This is a genomic window from Neobacillus niacini, assembly GCF_019749295.1.
GTDB lineage: Bacteria > Bacillota > Bacilli > Bacillales > Cytobacillaceae > Neobacillus > Neobacillus niacini_D.
Genome location: NZ_JACWFG010000017.1, coordinates 1 through 19,141, shown reverse-complemented (window position 1 = coordinate 19,141; position 19,141 = coordinate 1). Strand labels below are relative to the sequence as shown.

The window sequence follows — 19,141 nt, the reverse complement described above, 5'->3', positions numbered from 1 at the left end:
ATATCCTTAGGATTCCTTAAAAATGCTTCCATATCCTGCTTATGTGAGTTCTTTACATTTTATTGAAACATGGTAGTCTAATAAAAGGACACGTAAAGAATAGGTGTGATGAACAGGATGAACGGAGAAAAAGAGCTGGAAATTGCTCGTGAACGAGTAATAGATGCGATTTCTAAAAATATGAATTTATATGGAGTTACGGAATCCATTGGCCGATTATATGGGGCTTTATATTTTCAAGAGGGACCATTAACACTAGATGAAATGAAGGAAGAACTCGGGATGAGTAAGACGAGCATGAGTACATCGGTACGTAGTTTATTGGAGTTAAAGATGGTGGGAAAGGTTTGGAAAAAAGGGGTAAGGAAAGATCTTTACCTAGCAGAAGCAGATTGGTATCAAACCTTTATTGATTTTTTCACTATAAAGTGGCGAGCAGGAATATCACTGAATATTTCCGCTATGCAAAAATCCCTATCTGAAATCCAACCCCTTTTAAATAATGAACAAGTAGAACCTCATATAAAAGAACAAGCAAAGATAGATATCGAAAAGCTAACATCCGCAATTGAATATTACGACTGGCTCAACCGATTGGTAGATAGCTTTGAATCCAAGGAGATTTTTGAATTCATCCCTAAAGGGGAGAACAAAAAAACGGAGAAATCATAAGATTTCTCCGTTTTTTTGTCTTCTATTATGATAAGAAAGTTTGTACTAAGACGGCTAAAACAAATATTGATAGAATAATGCTTATAAATCCACGACGTTTTCTTCCGTTTTTAAGTTCATCTAAACCGCCAACTAATATAAAGGCGCTCAAACTCAACATCATAATGGGTTGTGCAGTGAAATTCTTTGTGATTAACCCGAATCCAGCTAATAATAAAACTACAATTCCTAATCCAATTCTTAGTTTCTTAAACAAGGTTGATCCCTCCTGTTTCTATTGTACAATACTAAACTAGAAGAACAATAAAAAGCTGCCATTTGACAGCTTTTCCCTTGTATCTATTCTGATAATTTACGATATTGGCCGCCGAAATATAACAACGGTTCTCCTTCATTTACCATAAGGTCTGTAACCTCACCGATAAATAAAATGTGGTCGCCAGCCTCAACCTCGTTATAAAGATTACATGTCATGTTTGCAAGCGCTCCTTGAATAACGGGTAAATCTCCAAATTGTTCAAAGCTATATGGAGTTTCCTCTTTTATTTGTCCGGCAAAACGCATCGATTCTGTTTGTTGTTCGGCGGATAAGAAGCTAACACCGAATTTTTTTGATTGTTGGATAAGTGGAAGCATTCTTGCTCTTTTATCAATAGATACAAGTATAAGTTTAGGACTTAACGAGACAGATACGAAAGCATTCGCTGTCATTCCATGTGCTTCCCCATTGACCTCGGTTGAAACAACGGTAATGCCCGTTGCAAATTTCCCCATTGCATTTCGAAAAAAACGATCATCCATTCCCAACACCCCTATTCTTTTTTGTCCTTCTCTGATTGATCATTATGTGTTCGTTTACCTAAAGAAAAGCACTCTTCCATAATTTTATTATCTTTAGTATCAAGTGTCTAATATTATGATTTTAATTGCTGATTGACTTTTTTGAAAATTTAAAATAGTATCGGAGTATATTACTTTCTGGAGGAAAAATAATGAAGTTCGATGTAATCGTTGTTGGTGCTGGTCTCGCTGGTTTAGTCGCAACAGCTGAGCTGGCAGATGCAGGTAAGAAAGTACTTCTACTCGACCAAGAACCAGAGGCTTCACTTGGTGGACAGGCTTGGTGGTCCTTTGGCGGCTTGTTTCTTGTTGATTCTCCTGAACAACGCAGAATGGGAATAAATGATTCGCGTGAGCTCGCATGGCAAGACTGGTTAGGAGCTGCAGGATTTGATAGAGAAGAAGATGAAGATTTATGGGGTAAAAAATGGGCAGAGGCATATGTCGACTTCGCTGCGGGTGAAAAACGTGAGTGGTTGTATAATATGGGCGTTCGCTTCTTCCCTGTTGTCGGTTGGGCTGAGCGTGGAGGTTATCTGGCTGAAGGGCATGGGAATTCTGTCCCGCGGTTTCATATTGTATGGGGGACTGGTCCAGGAATTGTCCAGCCGTTTGAAAAAAGAGTTCGCAAAGCCATGGCTTCTGGTTTAGTGGATTATCATCCGCGTCATCGGGTTAATTCCTTCCTCACCGAAAATGGCGCTGTCGTTGGTGTCAGTGGTTCTATCCTCGTCGCTAGTTCTGCTGCCCGCGGGGAGAAAAGTTCCCGTGAAATAATTGGAGACTTTGAGTTTAGTGCACAGGCGGTTATTGTAACAAGTGGTGGAATCGGCGGTAATCATGAATTAATAAGGAAAAATTGGCCAGCACGTCTAGGGCAGGCACCGAAAAAAATGATTTCTGGTGTTCCTGACCATGTTGATGGAAGAATGTTAGAAATTACTGAAAATGCAGGCGGTCGAATCGTGAACCGTGATAGAATGTGGCATTATACGGAAGGAATAAAAAACTATGATCCGGTGTGGAGTAATCACGGTATCCGCATACTTCCAGGTCCCTCTTCTATTTGGCTTGATGCAAAAGGAAAACGTTTTCAAGCTCCTAATTTCCCAGGGTTTGATACATTAGGTACTCTGGAGGCAATCCAGAATACAGGCTATGATTATTCTTGGTTTATCTTAACTGAAAAAATAATAGAGAAAGAGTTTGCCCTTTCAGGCTCTGAGCAAAACCCTGACTTAACGGGGAAAAGTATTAAAAAAGTCTTATCCCGTATTCTCCCAGGACCGACTGCTCCAGTAAAAGCCTTTATGGATAAAGGTGAAGACTTTGTCATTGCAGACAATTTGACCAAGCTTGTCGAGGGTATGAATAAGCTTACGGGAGTAAAGCTTATTAATCTTGAGGATCTGGAACGGCAAATTGCTGCTAGAGATCGCGAGATGGATAATAAATTTACAAAGGATCTGCAAATCACGGCCATTCGTGGGGCTCGCAACTATCTTGGTGACAAGCTAATTCGTGTTGCCTCCCCTCATAAAATACTTGATCCTAAGAATGGACCTTTGATTGCCGTTCGCTTAAATATTGTTAGTCGAAAAACACTTGGCGGGCTGCAGACGGATTTATCTGGCCGCGTATTAGACACTGCCGGCAGCCCTGTTCCAGGTCTATATGCAGCTGGAGAGGTTTGTGGATTTGGAGGCGGTGGTGTGCACGGATATCGCGCTCTTGAAGGAACTTTTCTCGGCGGCTGCCTATTTACCGGAAGACAGACTGGCCGTGCACTTGTAAAAGAATTATAGAATTGTTTTTTTAGATAATAATAGAAGGATTATTTTATAGGAATGAAGAATTTTGTAGGTATAAACGAGGGTGAGGTGTTCAAAACATGGATAGCAGTTCTAGTTGTATCGGTTTATGCTCTAAACCGAATGTAGTGATTCCTTATAAAAATAAATTAGCACCTCTTTTCATCCGGCAAGGACTTTTTTCCCTATTACCTCAGGAAACAGAGCATATTTATGTGATTGGAATTGGCTCTAGTCGAATTAACGGCGATAGTCTTGGTCCTTTTGTGGGATCCCTGCTAAAGAATAGCTTTCCTGAACGCTTAACTGTCCTGGGAAATCTGCAGTCACCCTTGGATGCTGCGACTCTCTCGCCTGAATTATCTACTTTCACGTTTCGAAAGAATAGTTTTATTATCGCGGTGGATAGTGTTTTAGGTAATAAAGAAGTAGTGAACTCCATTGTGCTTAAGGATGGACCGATGGTTCCTGGCATAGGCCTGGGAAATAAGCTTCCGCCCATTGGTGATTGCAGTATAACTGGAGTTGTCCTCGAGAATGATCCTGACTTGAAAAATTCTCTATTATGTACTGACCTGAATCTAATCTATACAATGGCAACTTCCATAGCAAAAGGAATCTCACTTACGATCAGGCAATATTTCAAATATCCCTCTGATCAACAAATTCTACTAACTAGTTAAAGAGCATCATAATCGATGCTCTTTACTTTCTTTATGCTTGAATTTCCCCATCAATGATGGTCATTTCAATGTCGGTTTCTAATAGTTCGTCAGGGTTTTCCATTGCAAACAAATTCTTTGAGTAAACCGTCATGTCCGCTAACTTACCTCTTGAAATCGTTCCCTTAATGGCTTCTTCATTTGTTGCAAATGCACCACCGATGGTAAATAGTTTCACTGCTTCTATCATAGAGAGTTTCTGCCCCTCATTCCAACACTCTTGTTTACCAGGAGTTTTACGTGTTACGGCCGCATGAATGCCTAGTAATGGATCCACGGGTTCTACCGGAGCATCAGATCCGCCGGCACAGATGACCCCATTCGTTAATAAGGATTTCCATGCATATAAATAGGGTTCCCTCTCCTTCCCTATCCGATCGATTATCCATGGATAATCCCCCACAACAAACCTTGGCTGAATATCCGCAACGATGCTTGGATGGGCTAAACGGGAAATTAAATCCTCTCTGACCAATGAAGTATGGATAATTCGATCACGGTAATTCACCTTTGGAAATTGATCAAGGATATCAAGAACATTTTCCAACGCCTTATCGCCGATTGTATGTACTGCTATCGGCATGGATTGATCTCTTGCATCTTTAATAATGTTAAAAAGAACTTCCTCCGTTTGCATGGATTCTCCGTATTGACTTGGTTCATCATGATATGGCTCTGACAGCAAAGCTGTTCTTCGTCCAAAAGCCCCATCCGCAAAGATTTTTATCGCACCAATTTGTAGTTTCTCATTTCCAAAACCAGCAACCATTCCATTTTCCTTTAATGCAGACAGATAAGGATAATCAATCAAAAGATTACAGCGTAATCCTTTTCCCTCATGGTTAAGCAATTCGTCATACATCCGATAGGTTTGGTGAAGGCCGCCTAAGTATGCAGGATCATTGGTATGTACGCTGGTTAATCCTTTTTTGATGGCAAATTTCATCGCATCACCCAGCCCATTTTTTAATTCTTCATAGGTTTTATCTGGGATATGTTTGGTTACTAACTGGGAAGCAGACTCCAGCAGCAGTCCTGCAGGCTTTTTTGTATGTGGATCCAAAACCACACTTCCACCCATTGGTACTTCAATAGAAGGATGATACTGACTCATTTCTAGTGCTTTACTATTTACTAAAAATGCATGATAGCAGATCCTTTTTAAGTAAATAGGACAATGAGGTGCCACATAGTCTAATTCTTCAATAGTAGGAATGGATCCTTCTGTAAAAAGATTCTCATCCCAGCCCATACCAATTAACCATTTACCTGGAGCAACAGTATCCGCTTTTTGCTTTATTTTATCGAGCATTTCAGATTTTGATGTTATCCCTGTTAAATCTAAGTCTAAGAAATTAAAGGCAACACCTGACATGTGTAAGTGGCTGTCAATCAGTCCTGGAGTAACCATTTTCCTCTGCAGATCAATGACTCTTGCTCCAGCTCTTCCCCATTGCAGGCTCATTTCTTGATGTGAACCTAAATCTAAGATTCTGCCATTCTCCACTACAACCGACTCAACCACAGGTTCCTTGGGATCAAGTGTATAGATTAACCCATTTGTATATATTGTCTTTGACACATAGCCCCCACCTTGTACTTTATTGTAATCTTAAAGACATTATAAATGAAATTTCATATAGAGTGGTAGGATTGTTCTCCAATTCACCCTCTAACTTGAGTTTGGGTAACAATCACTCTCGGATTTTTACCCAATTTTCTAGCTCACCCTAGTTAGAGTCACAAATATACTTGGATTGTGACCCAACCTTTAACCAAATCCTAGTTTCAGTCACAATTATTCTTGGATTTTCCTTTTTTAATGATAATGAGTCATAAATGACCCAGCCTAACTAGTAAAAGATAGAAATCGGTCTTATAAAGGAAGAATATAGCAAAATAGGAAAAGAGCCCTGATAAGGGCTCTTTATTATTATACAAGCATTTGGAACAATGTGCTGTCCTTATTGATTTCTCTAAAATCAAACCCTTTTGCTTTAATTCTCTCCATTAATGGGAAATAATCATTCTTAGACTTTAACTCAATTCCGACTAAAGCTGGACCGGTTTCACGATTATTCTTTTTGGTATATTCAAAATGGCTGATATCATCATTTGGCCCTAAAACATCATCTAAAAATTCACGTAAAGCACCTGGACGTTGTGGGAATTGGACGATAAAGTAATGCTGCAGTCCTTCATAAAGCTTTGAACGCTCTTTAATTTCCTGCATCCGGCCGATATCATTATTCCCGCCGCTAACAATACAAACGACTGTTTTCCCTCTAATTTCCTCGGTAAATTGATCTAATGCCGCAATGGAAAGTGCCCCAGTTGGTTCAACAACAATCGCATTTTCGTTATAGAGAGATAACAGTGTAGTGCAGACCTTTCCTTCTGGTACGACTACAATGTCATCAACCACTTCTTTACAGATCTCAAAAGTCATCGAACCCACGGTTTTCACTGCAGCACCATCTACAAACGGATCAATTTCTTTCAGGGAGGTCACCTCTCCTTGAAAAATAGACTCCTTCATTCCTGCTGCCCCTTGAGGTTCTACTCCAATTAGCGTGGTCTCTGGTGAGAAATGTTTCATATATGTACCTACTCCAGAAAGGAGGCCACCTCCGCCAATAGCCCCAAATAGGTAATCAATTTTTTCCTGACAATCATTTAACAGCTCAACCGCCACTGTCCCTTGGCCCGCAATAACGTCTGGGTCATCGAATGGGTGGATAAAGGTTCTATTTTCTACTAAACTGCATTCAATTGCCTTTTCATATGCATCGTCAAAGGTATCACCTACTAGAACAATTTCCACATGTTCCTTACCCCAAAATTTTACTTGATTGACCTTTTGTTTGGGAGTGGTACTCGGCATAAAGACTTTCCCGTTAATCTTTAAATGATTACAGGAATAGGCAACCCCTTGTGCGTGATTTCCGGCGCTGGCACATATAATCCCGTTTTGTAATTCCTCTTGTGTCAGCTTCTTAATTCGATTATAAGCTCCGCGAATTTTAAAAGAACGTACACTTTGCATGTCCTCTCGCTTTAAATAAACATGACAGCCATATCGCTCTGATAATAAGTGATTATACTGCAAGGGAGTTGGCGAAATCACATCCTTAATGGTGTGGCTTGCTATAATGATATCCTCTACTTGGACAGCTTTTTCTTTTTGGTCTACTTGTTGATTCATTTCACTTTCCTCCTCTTATTCTTCTTTTTAAAATTTGCCTTTTTCATAGGCTTTCATTTTAGTTATTTTAAACAACAAAAAACCCGCCCCTTGTATAGGGACGAGTTAACTCGCGATACCACCCTACTTCCGCAGCAAATTAAAGCCTGTGCTGCGGCTCTCGATCAACGTATAATTCATTATACGTGTTCCATGTAACGGCGGACTATTCCGGTATAGCTTACAGATTCTTTTTCAGCTACACATCTCAGAGATGATTTTCAGATAGGCCCCGCCATCGACTCCCAGCAAATGTCGACTCTCTTTGGGACAAGGAGCAAATCTTACTCTTCTCGTCATCAATTCGTTTTAAATTATTTATAAGATTATCACTGTAAAGCGGCAGAGTCAATATTATTTGACTATTTTAATTATTTTGTTTATTTTAAAGCGCTTTCACATATTCCTTACTAAATGGCTGTGTTAAACTAGGCTGTTGATTTGTGCTCCACTAAGGAAAGCTTCTTTGAATAATCTCCGCTGTGACAGGCGGTCTTGAGCCTGTCACGAGGCGCTTCGCTTTCCGCAGGCGGTTCGGGAAGCCTCCTCGACGCTAAAGCGTCTGCGGGGTCTCCCCTGTCCCGTCCTCCTGCAGGATTCTCGCGCCTTCCGCACAAATCAACAAAGCTCTAAAATCAAAAGTCCCCTTTAACACAGCCAATTAAAAAAAGAGGAGCAAGCTCCAATTTAATTGCAGGCTGCTCCTCTCTTTTATGTTGCTATTTACCTTTATTTTTTACGTTGATAAACAATTTTCCGTCTGCTAATTTTCTTGTCTCGTTACCAAATGAATCTACTGCTTTGACTTCGATTAATGCACCATCGGCAACCATGTCTTTTGTAGCTGTGTAGTAGCCTGCATAAGATCCTGGTGAAACCTCCATTAGTGGCAGTTCGGTCGCGTTTTGTACAGAGTTAAGATTGGTTAAAGGCATATGAATAACAAAAGATGTTTTTAAGCCTGGTTCACTAGTAAACTCGACTTTTACAGTTTCACCTTTTTTCAACGTCTTATCCTCTGCTGGTTTTACATTTGAGATCACTGGTGCAGTATAATCTACATTAACTTGAAGAGTTTGTTCTGTACGATTACCTGCTTGGTCATCTGCTGTCACTGTAATCGTATTTGTTCCTTCATCTAGTAGTATTCTAGCTGAGTAGGTGCCATTTTCCACTTTGGCCTTTGTCCCATTAACACTAACAGATTTTAAATATTCATCGGCAACTGTACCTGTTACGGTAACAGTTTCCTTATTTATTTTCCCGCCATCTGTTGGGCTGGTTATAGTTAACTCTGGAGCATTCTGGTCATAGACTACCCCTACAGGTGCTGACGCATCTGTAATCCCTTGGACTGTTGAGGCTTTTGCTGTTAAACTGTTTTCTCCATCTTGAAGTGATACCTCAATAGCATACGTACCAGCATCCGTAGCTTCACCTGTTGCAATTTCTTCTCCATAGTTGTAGATATGAACCGTGGTAGTAGGTGCCGCTTTCCCTTCTACTGTAACGTTTCCTTCATTTGTAAAAGATCCATCAACAGGAGAGGTGATAGATGGGGCAGTAACTTCATAATCAACTACTGCGCGAATCATATAGTTTCCTTCTGCTTCAGGTGCAGGTGCAAATGCTCCCCCAACCAATTGCCAGCTTCTTAAGGCGTTTTCACCATCTTCATCGGTTGCAAGTCCCGGAGAAGCTGTATTAATTTCAGCTTGAATGTAAACTAGATAGAAATCACCTTCAACAACGATCCCATGACTGCTTAAATCAACATGTGTCCATTGACCATTACGCAAAGCGGTTGCATCAATTGGGCCCGCCAATTTTTTACCCGGTGCTCCATCTGGACCACTGGCATCATATACTTCCACTTTGAAATCTGTACCACCAGGGACTGGCCATTCTGTATCCCAGAAACGGAATAAGCCTCCAGAAACAAGTGCCTTTTCATTGCCAGGTGCTAAAGACATTTTTACAGCCCAGCCATTACCTGCATCGTAAAATGCTCTAGCATTTTCAGCTGTTCCGTCATCATAGCCAATTTCACTAGGATAACCGATAAATGGCTTCAATTCAAAGTTTTGTGACAAATTGCCTTGTAGAGTAACAGATACTTCTTGGCTATAGAAATGAGGTGCAATGATTTTTAGGGTATAGTCGCCCTCATAGCCTGTTAATGAATAGTTTCCGTTAGCATCTGTTGCAACTGGTGCGATGTTTGCATCTTCAATTAAGTAAACCGTTGCCCCAGCAACTGGCTCACCCGTAGCTTGATTGATAACAGTTCCAGTTACTGTGCCTTTAGGAAGTTCTTCAAGGGTAAAGTTAGCCGTCACTTCACCATCCTGCTCAATGTTCACAGTTTGTGTTTCTGTTTGGTATCCATAACTTTCAGCAATAACGGTGAATTCACCTGCAGCGTGTGTCATTTCAAAGCTTCCGTCAGCTGGGTTTGTTTTTACAGAGCGCCCTGATTCTAGGACTGTAACAAAAGCATGCATCGGTAAGGCAGCCGGAGCAGCCTTTTCACTGCTAGCTTCTTTAGAAACTTCAGGCATTTGGATTGTGATTTTATTTGGATCAACTTTTTCTTTTAATCCCACATTTGCAGAAGCGTCTTCTTTATCCGTAACTACACCAAGTTGTTGTGGTGCTGTGAGGGCAGTATCAGTTAGACGAACATCATCTAAATACCAGCCATCTCTAACAACACTGCCGTCAGTCGTTACATTAAAGGCAATATAGATTCGTTGTCCTGCGTATTCGCTTAGGTCAACTTCACCATCAACCCATCCATTGGACAGATTGTTTACCCGAAGCTTTTGAACCCAATTTACATTATCGGTTGAAACATATACATGACCGTAATCATAGTTTCGTTCAAGATTGTACCATTGTTTAAATTGTAAATAACTGTTTCCTTCTGGCAAATCGATAGGCGGCAGTTGTAAAGACATATTAGCCCTGCTATCATACGTACCGTCTAAGTTTGTTCCATAAACCTTTTCGCCTGAGAATGCTGCACCCGGTCCAGTTGTCGGCGCTCCCCATTCCCATGTATTAGCTTCACCATAAGATGTCCATCCGTCTGGATTGCTTTCAAAATCTTGTACATATCCAACTGTAATGCCTGGGAGTACAGCTACAGAATACTCATTTACGGCTTCATTTCCACCGAAATCGGTTACTTTTATGGTATAGGAGAACGATTCACCCGCAATATCCTCACCAGGGATAGCAGCTTGGTAAACTCCATTTTTATAATCACCGCTAATTCTTTTTGCTGCAATTGTATTTGTGCTTCCATCTTCTAATTGATATTCAACTTCTACATTTGTTACACTGATATTGTCGGCAGCTGAAGCTTGTAACGTTAGCGGCATTCCTGCAAAAACCGTGGCAGGTTGGGAATGTTCTAACACTGGAGCTTCACTGTCGTCTCCTTCTTTTGTTACCTGTCCTTTAAGCTTTCCTAAGCCAGAAATGACGGAGGATACAGCGTCATAGACATTTAATAATCCCGAACCATATCCGTTGTTTGGAGATTCCGGATACGTATTGTCTGTTAATGGGATTGCAGTTGTTTGTAAAATCTCTTCTAGCTGATTCACAGTTAAACTAGAGTTTGCTTGTAGTAATAAGGCAATCGCAGCTGCAACATGCGGTCCAGCCATCGATGTTCCATTCCATCCGCCTTCATAGCTGCTTCCAGGTACGGAAGAACGAATGTTAACGCCTGGTGCAGTCAGCTCTGGTTTAATTTCTTGATATGGCGATGGTCCTAATAATGAAAAACTTCCTAGTAAGTTATTAATATCTGTTGCACCTGTAGCGACAGATTCAGGGTAGTTTGCGGGATTTGCAACGGATCCAGGTCCGCCTGGGTTCGTTAACGTTGTGTTTCCTGCTGAGAATTCTGGGAAGATTTCGGCTGCTCTCCAAGCTTGAACCATAGGGCGATACCACTCATCTAAACCAGCTCCTCCACCCCAAGAGTTATTTACTACATCTGGCGCTAAATCAGGATTTCCATTTGGTGCTAAAATCCATTCACCAGCTTCTAATAGATCAGCATCGGTTCCACCTGCAGCTGTAAAAGCTTTTACAGCAATCCACTTGGCACCTGGTGCGACACCAATGGCATTCGAACCATCTGGCTCAGATCCAACCATTGTTCCAGTAACATGTGTCCCGTGGCCTTGGTCATCATATGGTGCTGATTGACCGGCTGTAGCGTCAAACCAGTTGTTGGCATGTGATACCTGACCAGTTGCTTCATCAAACCCACGATATTTTGACTGTAGTGCCGGGTGATTCCACTGTACACCAGTATCAATGGATGCAACCGTGATTCCACTCCCATCAATTCCCATCTCCCAAACGGCTGGCGCACCTACACGATCAATATTCCATTCAATGGCATTGGTTTCGGCTTTTGGTTCTGCTACCGCTCCTGCAGATTTTTCAGGAACAAACAATTGTCTTGTTTCATTTGGAAGGATTTTTTCTACTTCTTGGAAGGCAGCAACCTTTTCCATGACTTCTTTTGTAGCTGTTACGGCAATCCCGTTAACAACATAGTAGGAATGAACGTCTTTTGCAGCCCCTGCTTCCACTTGCTTTTGCAGGTACTCTAACAATTCAAATTGAGTTTCCTGTGCGGTTGCTTTTAACTCTGAAACAATTGTAGAACGTTTTAAAGATTTACTTTTAGCTGGTGTTGCTTTACTTAGGCTTGCTTTTTTCTCGGCTTCTTTTGCTACACTTGCCGTATCCACCTGTTCCTTCATTTTAATTAAGAAGGTTACTTTGTCTTGATTATCGAATTGTTTCTCTAGGGTGTTCGAAATTTTCTTAGCTGGAGAGTTTATGTGATCTTTAGCTGAAACACTGACTCCCTTTGTTGCTGCAACGGCATTCACTTGAGGCTGCATGAGCATAGGTAAAACTAACATGGCGGTGCACATCACCGATAGAAAACGACGTTTCTTTTTTCTCATCCCATTACCCCCTAAGTATTTTCGTGGAACTGACACCTACCCTCCTTCCTAAAGCACACTTTATGTTAGTAACATTGGTGCTACTTTAAAAATACCGCTTAGTAGTTGGGGTTTGTGTCGAATCACGTCAAGAAAATAGTAATTATTGGAAATTGAGAGTTTAGTAGTCATTGGGAAATATGGAAAATTAGTCCAAATTGAGGTCGACAACGTATTTTGTCCTGTAGGGCTGAATCTTTTTCTACACTTTGTCATTCTTTTTGTTGGGGTAATTTTCTCTATTTATATAAAATGATTACTTTTTCCTAGTAGTATCGATACTTGATGCTGGTATCATGTTCACGGGAGCAGTTGAAAAGTTATATCTTTCAATCGAAGGAATTCTCGTTTCCCAGCTAATGATGGTATAATTCAGCTAAGTTATTAAATAACTCTGACTATAAAGGAGAGAGCGAATCATGCGTATTCCCTATAATGGTATATTCCCTGCTATTCATGAAAGTGTATTTGTAGCGCCAGGTGCCTATCTAGTTGGAGATGTTACAATTGGAGAAGAATCAACGGTGTGGTTTAATGCTGTAGTGCGAGGAGATGATGGTCCGATTACCATTGGGAAAAGATGCAGTATACAGGATAATGCCACCATTCATCTTTATGAGGGGTCACCTGTTGTCATTGGTGATGATGTTACCATCGGTCATAATGTTATTTTGCATGGCTGTAAAGTCGGGAGATGTTCAATCATTGGAATGGGATCAACTTTGTTAGACAATGTCGAAGTAGGTGAGGAATGTATTATTGGGGCAAATACGCTTCTAGCTGGCGGCATTAAAATCCCGCCTCGATCACTTGTCCTCGGCTCTCCAGGTAAAGTTGTTCGAGAATTAACTGATAAGGATTTACAAATGCTCCAATTTTCAAGCGATAGCTATGTACAAAAAGGAAAGAAATATAAAGAAATAATTAAATAATAATAAAATACATGAAAAAGTCCATCCTTTATATGGATTTTTTTCATTTAAAAAGGCAAGCATAGGGCTATGCTCACCTTTCCTTGCTGCAATGTGAATCAGATATTACTTTATGAATACACTGGGTTAAGCCTTATCGGCTTCCTTAACATAAAACTTAACTTAGATTGAACATAATTAATGATATACGTTAATCTAATTCCTAAAAGCATTAAAGCTCTAAGTATGCTAAAGAGTATATTCAAAGTATATCCCTCCACATTGAAGATTCGTGTTATTGAATAACACTAACCCTATTATTTTCCTGTCATACTATTTTATTCGTAACATTCTGGTTGACATAACATCATTATCACAAACTTTATTACGTTGTTAGGCTAGGCTCACTGCCTGCTGCAGTATTCTCAGGAATTCGAAAGCTAAGAAAAATGTTAATAAAACTCAATAGTAGCGCGTAAAGAAAAACATTCTTCATTCCCATGGCAAGTGTGGCAGCATGGTTAATAATCAATCCCATAATTGCTACACCGACCGAGGTCCCGATATTTCTTAGAAACATTTGCAGTGACGTGGACATCCCCTTAATAGTGGATTCTGCAAATTCTTGAGATGCAATTGTACCAAGTGCAAACAATAAACCAAAGCAAAATCCCTGTATGGTCAAGATTAAAAACAAACCAATATAGGATAAGTCTTGGATAAATAAATAGAGTGCCAAGCCAGAGATTGTTGTAAGAATACTGCCAATGACAAACAGATTTTTATATCCAAAGCGTATAATCCATTTTCCAGCTGGTGTACTGCCAAACATCCATCCAAGCGCAATACTTAACAATATTAACCCACTTTTATAAATGCTCATTTGACTGCCTTCCTGTAAAAAGAGTGGAATAAAGTTTGAAGTGCCATAAAAAGAAAGGCAGTAAACCAACATGAAAGAATTCGTCGATAGTAACCCTTTGTTCTTAAATAAGGCAACAGGAAGGAATGGATACTTCTCTTTTCTTTCCACAAGAATAAAAAGAATAAATCCAATTACACCACCAATGATATACCAGAATGGCTTACTTAGGCTCGTTGATAATAATAAAAGAGTGATGGAAATACCAAACAAGAAAAAACCTTTATAATCGATAAAAGTCTTTTTATATTCAGCGGTTTCCTTATATGGCAGTAAACAAAGAACTGTTGCAATACCTATAGGGATATTGATAAAGAAAATCCATCTCCAAGTCAAAGCTTCTACAAAGAATGATCCTAAAACAGGTCCGATGATGGAAGATATTGCCCAAATAGCGCTAAAGACCGCTTGGATCTTCCCGCGTTTTTCGATGGTGAATAAATCCCCTACAATAATCATCGAGAGAGGAATCATACCCCCGGCTCCTAATCCTTGTATCCCCCGATAAATAATAAGGGTAATCATAGAATTTGCCAGTCCGCAGAGGATTGAACCAACCGTAAACAAAGCCACTGCAACCATTAATAGTTTTTTACGACCATACATATCCGATAATTTCCCATAAAGAGGAACCGTAATAGTACTAGCGAGCATATAAACAACAAAGATCCAAGAAAATAGTTCTAGTCCTCCAAGCTGATTAACGATTGTTGGACTTGCTGTCTGCATAATATTAGTATCGAGGGCTGAAATAAGAGTTGTTATCACAAGCCCAATAAAAACATATTTATTCTTATTCATTTAGTCCTCCTATCTCTGCACTTCTACTATTATAGCAAAAGATTTTTTTCTCCTATATATTTAACCATCTGCCAAACAAAATTAGGATAATATTCCCTCAATAATGGGTATGCTAGGAGGATAAAAAAACATGTTTGGAAGCGGGATTACAAATGGATGAAAACATAATTGATGTGATAGATGAGCGCTTGAGAGGACAAATTGAATCTGAAATTAATGGCATGAAATTCACAAAAAATTTTCGGTCACCCACAGCAGAGGAATGGTATATATTTCTTCCTAGTTTTACAGATCCTGTAACCGGAGGAGCTGCAGGAAAAACGATTATTCATTACAACCTTTATGACACAAAACAGATATTTATTAATACCACGATTATATTTGATGATTCAGCTCTTCATAAAGCTGAGCAGCACCATCTGGTTTATGCGCTTGCTGACGAAATTGTAAATCGATTGGTTGGTTATGCAGACACCCTCTTATCAGTTCATTCTGGTGAAAATACTTATAATGCCGAATATATACAGTAAAAGAGTTCATCCAAGTTAGGGATGAACTCTTTTTTTTTAATGAACTCCCGGAAACCATCCAGGTGTATGAGATTGCTTGCCAAAGTGGATCTGGAATCACTAGCTGCTGTTGGTTCTCCTTGTTTATCTCTGTAATTATTTCTGTTTCTCTGCCCTCTGCTACCTTTTGCACCCAATCAGGATCGATAATTAGCTCTCGACCTAGCGCAATCAGTGGAACACCCGTCTGAAAAGCTTTTAACGCATCATCCGGGGTATAAATGGACCCGACTCCAATCACGGGAACTTGATCCCCCACGCGTTCTTGTATGATTTCTATCCTTGAACGGCTATCATCGACACCCCGCTTAGGTGTTGACCAAAAATCATGTAAGGAAACATGAAGATATTCCAGTTCCTTTTTTGCCAGCTCATCAATTAGAACAAGAGTATCAGCCATGGTAATCCCTGGCGTTTCGGGCTCCTCCGGTGAAAAGCGATAACCAACAATAAAGGAACCATTTGCATGCTCAGCAGCCACTCTCTTCACTTCATCGACAACAGCTAACGGGAAGGTTAAACGCTTCTCGAGACTTCCTCCCCAGCGGTCTTCCCGACGATTGGAATGCGGAGAGAAAAATTGTTGAATTAAGTATCCGTTTGCCCCGTGGATTTCAACACCATCATAGCCTGCTTCAATTGCTCTTCGAGTTGCCTCACCAAAATCACGCACAATCGATTCTACTTCCTGTTCTGATAATTCTCTAGGGACGGGCTTTCCGACACCTTCGACAGGGATGCTGCTTGCACTTACGACATCACCATTTGGAATTAATTCAGGAGGCACTTGTCTGCCGCCGTGAAAAATTTGTAATATGGCTTTTGCTCCCTGTTCTTTTATCCCAGCCGCTAATCTTTTTAAGCTAGGAATTAATTCATCTCTGTCTCCGCCAAATTCACCATGAAATCCTTTTCCATTCGCTGTAACATAGGTACATGCGGTAATCACCAAGCCTACCCCACTGGAGCGTCTGGCATAATAATTGACTTCATCATCTGTAACAGTTCCGTCAGGATTCGAGGACCAATTTGTCATTGGTGCCATCACCATTCGGTTTTTTAGTTGAACGCCATTTTTAAATGCAAATGACTCAAGTAAAGGTGCATATTTAGAATTCACCTGCTCCGTACCCCCCAATTCAATTTTCATTTGACCTCTCTTATTTTCGGTTACTTTATAGAAAATAACAATGCTAAAATAAAAAACACCCTGCATTTAAGCAAGGTAGGTTAATTGGTTTAAAGGAAAGTGGTGGATTCTGTTATCCTTTGAGAGATATAATTTTTCATCAGCGAGTTTGATTAAATCCTCAGGGTTTAACCTCTCATTTGGAATTAGTGTTGCACAACCTATGCTGATGGTGACAACTGGTTCATGTTCTTCGGGTGTATAGGGAATGTTAAGTTTAATTACATTTGCTTGAAGCATAGCTGCAACATGTGATGCCCCTTGTTCGTCTGTATCTGGGAGCAAGATTACGAACTCTTCCCCTCCATACCTTGCTGCAAAATCACCAGGTCTCTTTAAGGTATCCTTTAACGTTTTTGCAATACGTCTTAAACAATCATCACCAGCCTGGTGACCATTATAATCATTATATTTTTTAAAATAATCAATATCAATCATGATAGCTGAAAAGGGTAAGCTGTTACGCTTCATTCGTTTCCATTCCTCTTGTAACCTTTCATCAAAGAACCGTCGATTTGCAATTCCTGTTAATCCATCCATATTGGCTATAAAACGCAACATAACATTTGTTTCCTGAAGATTTTTTTCTTTTTCGATACGCTCTGTAATATCTCGAGAAACAGCTACAATTCCTTCTAGCTTTTGAGAGTTACCTCGAATAGTTCTAGCGTTTGTTTCTAACCAGATAAACGTATTATCTTTTAGTTTTAACCGGTGGGTAAAGGATGCAAAGTCTAAATCTGAATCTGCTTCTAAAATTAATGAAGTAACATGTTCAACTTCATCAGGATGTAAATATTCATAAAGATTCCTGCCAATTAATTCATCTTGATTATAATCTAACATACACTTACTGGAGGGTGAAATATAACGATAACAACCATTTGGATTAATGTAAGAGATAAGATCCGTTGTATTTTCGGTTATAAATCGATATAACTCATCATTTTTTCTCAACTCTTCTTCCAATCTATTACGTTTTGTTACATCTCTTATAAACACCTCAACTGCAGGTTTACTATTATAAATAATAGGACTAGAGGAAATTTCAATGTCCAGAACATGATGTGATGGTGTATTGATTTTCAACTCTACTCGGTCTTGAGTTATATTTCCATCGCTCATTTCCTGTAATCGTTTTTCCACAGTAGAATGGTATTCAGGAAGAACATACTGCAGGATGGACTTCCCAATTATTTCAGTAGATGGTAATTGAATTAATTGTTCAAACTTTTCATTTACAAAAACAATCCTCTCATCCTGATATACAATGATGGGTTCTGGAGAGAATTTTAATATATCCCATAGTCTAGTTTCACTAATTTCAGCTTTATTCTTATAGTAGATTGCTTTATCATAGACCCATCCCAGCAGGAAAGCGATAGCAGCAAATGAAACAGCCTCTAAGATTGACCATAAGGTTGTTTTTTCTGAAAATGATTCGATAAAGGAAACCATAATAGAAAGAATAGACAAAGTAGTTCTACCTGTGTATTTCATCGGGGACACCTCAAACTATTGTAATATTTACCTTGGAATCTATAGAAGGTTATGATATGCATCGTGTACGTTTTTACATTTACACTACCAATATGTTATTTCCTTCTTACTTTAAATGTAACATATCTTAAGCCATTATTAGACAGCACTTATAATATTATTTTGACAAATAGCAAAAAAATAAGCTGTTACAGTAACAGCTTGGAGTGTTGCTATTTAAGGGTTTTTTGCCTTTTCTAGGATATAACACGATCCGTCTTCAGCAAATAATAAATACTTTCCATATTTTATGTTGAAATTTACATTTTTCTTATCATAATTAAGTTTTTCTATTATTCTAAAATTCTCAATATACTCACGAGGAGGATTAAAGATGATTTCTTGACTTCTCTTAGTCGCAACAAATCCCTTTGGGTCACATCTCCTTTCAGGTCTTAATTCTGCATACCATTCTCCATTCAGAAGAATAGAATCTGCCGTAACCTTTGTTTTTCTATTTTGGATTGACCATACCTTCCTGCAATTACACCGGTGTATTTTGCTTTTCATCTATTAATACCTACTTTCAATTTAAAAATAAGTATATCGATGAATTATATTCGTTACGTTAATGAAATATTATGCTTTAGAAATGTTATAGAATCGTATTTACAAAAAAGCACAACCCTTATCAGGTTGTGCTTCGTTTTGCCTGGCAGCGTCCTACTCTCACGGGGACGCATGTCCCAACTACCATCGGCGCTGAGAAGCTTAACTTCCGTGTTCGGTATGGGAACGGGTGTGACCTTCTCGCCATTGCTGCCAGACTATTTTGTTGAGGATTCATTCCCTCAAAACTAGATAATCAGAAGAAGTAGTAAAACGAGTTCGCATTAAAATTGGTTAAGTCCTCGAACGATTAGTATCAGTCAGCTCCAC

Annotated in this window: 13 protein-coding genes, 1 rRNA gene, 1 pseudogene and 1 other annotated feature; of the genes and pseudogenes, 5 read left to right on the top strand and 10 right to left on the bottom strand. The window is 39.6% G+C overall.

Annotated elements, in window-relative coordinates:
* The first annotated feature begins 117 nt into the window (after positions 1-117).
* Positions 118-672, top strand: a complete 555-nt coding sequence (locus H0184_RS21175; RefSeq protein WP_221828166.1) for a GbsR/MarR family transcriptional regulator — start codon at positions 118-120, stop codon at positions 670-672.
* A 25-nt stretch (positions 673-697) separates the two neighbouring features.
* Here H0184_RS21175 and H0184_RS27800 read toward each other — a convergent pair whose 3' ends face one another.
* Both H0184_RS27800 and H0184_RS21165 read right to left on the bottom strand, forming a co-directional pair.
* Positions 698-928, bottom strand: coding sequence for a DUF3953 domain-containing protein (locus H0184_RS27800; protein ID WP_260631710.1), 231 nt, complete (start codon positions 926-928; stop codon positions 698-700).
* 83 nt (positions 929-1,011) lie between these two features.
* Complete coding sequence (locus tag H0184_RS21165; RefSeq protein WP_221828164.1) at positions 1,012-1,473, bottom strand: flavin reductase family protein; 462 nt, start codon at positions 1,471-1,473, stop codon at positions 1,012-1,014.
* Between the two features lie 191 nt (positions 1,474-1,664).
* On the opposite strand from H0184_RS21165, the gene H0184_RS21160 reads away from it, so the two are divergent.
* On the top strand, positions 1,665-3,317 hold the full coding sequence (locus H0184_RS21160; protein ID WP_221828162.1) for an FAD-binding dehydrogenase: 1,653 nt from the start codon (positions 1,665-1,667) through the stop codon (positions 3,315-3,317).
* Between the two features lie 86 nt (positions 3,318-3,403).
* The gene (gene yyaC, locus H0184_RS21155) at positions 3,404-4,006 is read left to right on the top strand and encodes a spore protease YyaC (protein WP_221828160.1); all 603 of its coding nucleotides are present in this window, start codon (positions 3,404-3,406) and stop codon (positions 4,004-4,006) included.
* Positions 4,007-4,037: 31 nt separating this feature from the next.
* Here the strand turns inward: yyaC and H0184_RS21150 are convergent, their stop codons facing one another.
* The 3 genes from H0184_RS21150 to H0184_RS21140 all read right to left on the bottom strand — a co-directional run bounded on the left by H0184_RS21150 (position 4,038) and on the right by H0184_RS21140 (position 12,292).
* Positions 4,038-5,627, bottom strand: coding sequence for an amidohydrolase (locus tag H0184_RS21150; RefSeq protein ID WP_221828158.1), 1,590 nt, complete (start codon positions 5,625-5,627; stop codon positions 4,038-4,040).
* A gap of 351 nt (positions 5,628-5,978) precedes the next feature.
* Positions 5,979-7,250 carry a threonine ammonia-lyase IlvA gene (gene ilvA, locus H0184_RS21145; protein WP_221828156.1) on the bottom strand — a complete coding sequence of 424 codons (1,272 nt, stop codon included), beginning with the start codon at positions 7,248-7,250 and terminating at the stop codon, positions 5,979-5,981.
* Between the two features lie 93 nt (positions 7,251-7,343).
* Positions 7,344-7,598: a binding site (T-box leader), on the bottom strand.
* A gap of 410 nt (positions 7,599-8,008) precedes the next feature.
* Positions 8,009-12,292: a S8 family peptidase gene (locus tag H0184_RS21140; protein WP_221828154.1), complete on the bottom strand. Its 4,284-nt coding sequence runs from the start codon at positions 12,290-12,292 to the stop codon at positions 8,009-8,011.
* Between the two features lie 458 nt (positions 12,293-12,750).
* Between H0184_RS21140 and H0184_RS21135 the strand changes: the two genes are divergently transcribed.
* Positions 12,751-13,263: a gamma carbonic anhydrase family protein gene (locus tag H0184_RS21135; RefSeq protein ID WP_221828152.1), complete on the top strand. Its 513-nt coding sequence runs from the start codon at positions 12,751-12,753 to the stop codon at positions 13,261-13,263.
* Positions 13,264-13,627: 364 nt separating this feature from the next.
* Here H0184_RS21135 and H0184_RS21130 read toward each other — a convergent pair whose 3' ends face one another.
* Positions 13,628-14,965 carry an MDR family MFS transporter gene (locus H0184_RS21130; RefSeq protein WP_221828150.1) on the bottom strand — a complete coding sequence of 446 codons (1,338 nt, stop codon included), beginning with the start codon at positions 14,963-14,965 and terminating at the stop codon, positions 13,628-13,630.
* A 152-nt stretch (positions 14,966-15,117) separates the two neighbouring features.
* Here H0184_RS21130 and H0184_RS21125 point away from each other — a divergent pair, with 152 nt between their 5' ends.
* Positions 15,118-15,495, top strand: coding sequence for a hypothetical protein (locus tag H0184_RS21125; protein ID WP_221828149.1), 378 nt, complete (start codon positions 15,118-15,120; stop codon positions 15,493-15,495).
* Positions 15,496-15,531: 36 nt separating this feature from the next.
* Here H0184_RS21125 and H0184_RS21120 read toward each other — a convergent pair.
* From H0184_RS21120 to rrf, 4 genes and pseudogenes are all read right to left on the bottom strand, one after another.
* Positions 15,532-16,684: pseudogene (locus H0184_RS21120) on the bottom strand (NADH-dependent flavin oxidoreductase).
* 66 nt (positions 16,685-16,750) lie between these two features.
* Positions 16,751-18,223, bottom strand: a complete 1,473-nt coding sequence (locus tag H0184_RS21115) for a diguanylate cyclase domain-containing protein (RefSeq protein WP_221828147.1) — start codon at positions 18,221-18,223, stop codon at positions 16,751-16,753.
* Between the two features lie 216 nt (positions 18,224-18,439).
* A complete protein-coding gene (locus H0184_RS21110; RefSeq protein WP_221828144.1) occupies positions 18,440-18,772 on the bottom strand; it encodes a hypothetical protein in 333 nt (110 codons plus the stop codon).
* Between the two features lie 140 nt (positions 18,773-18,912).
* Positions 18,913-19,029 (bottom strand): 5S ribosomal RNA (gene rrf, locus H0184_RS21105).
* Positions 19,030-19,141 lie beyond the last annotated feature (112 nt).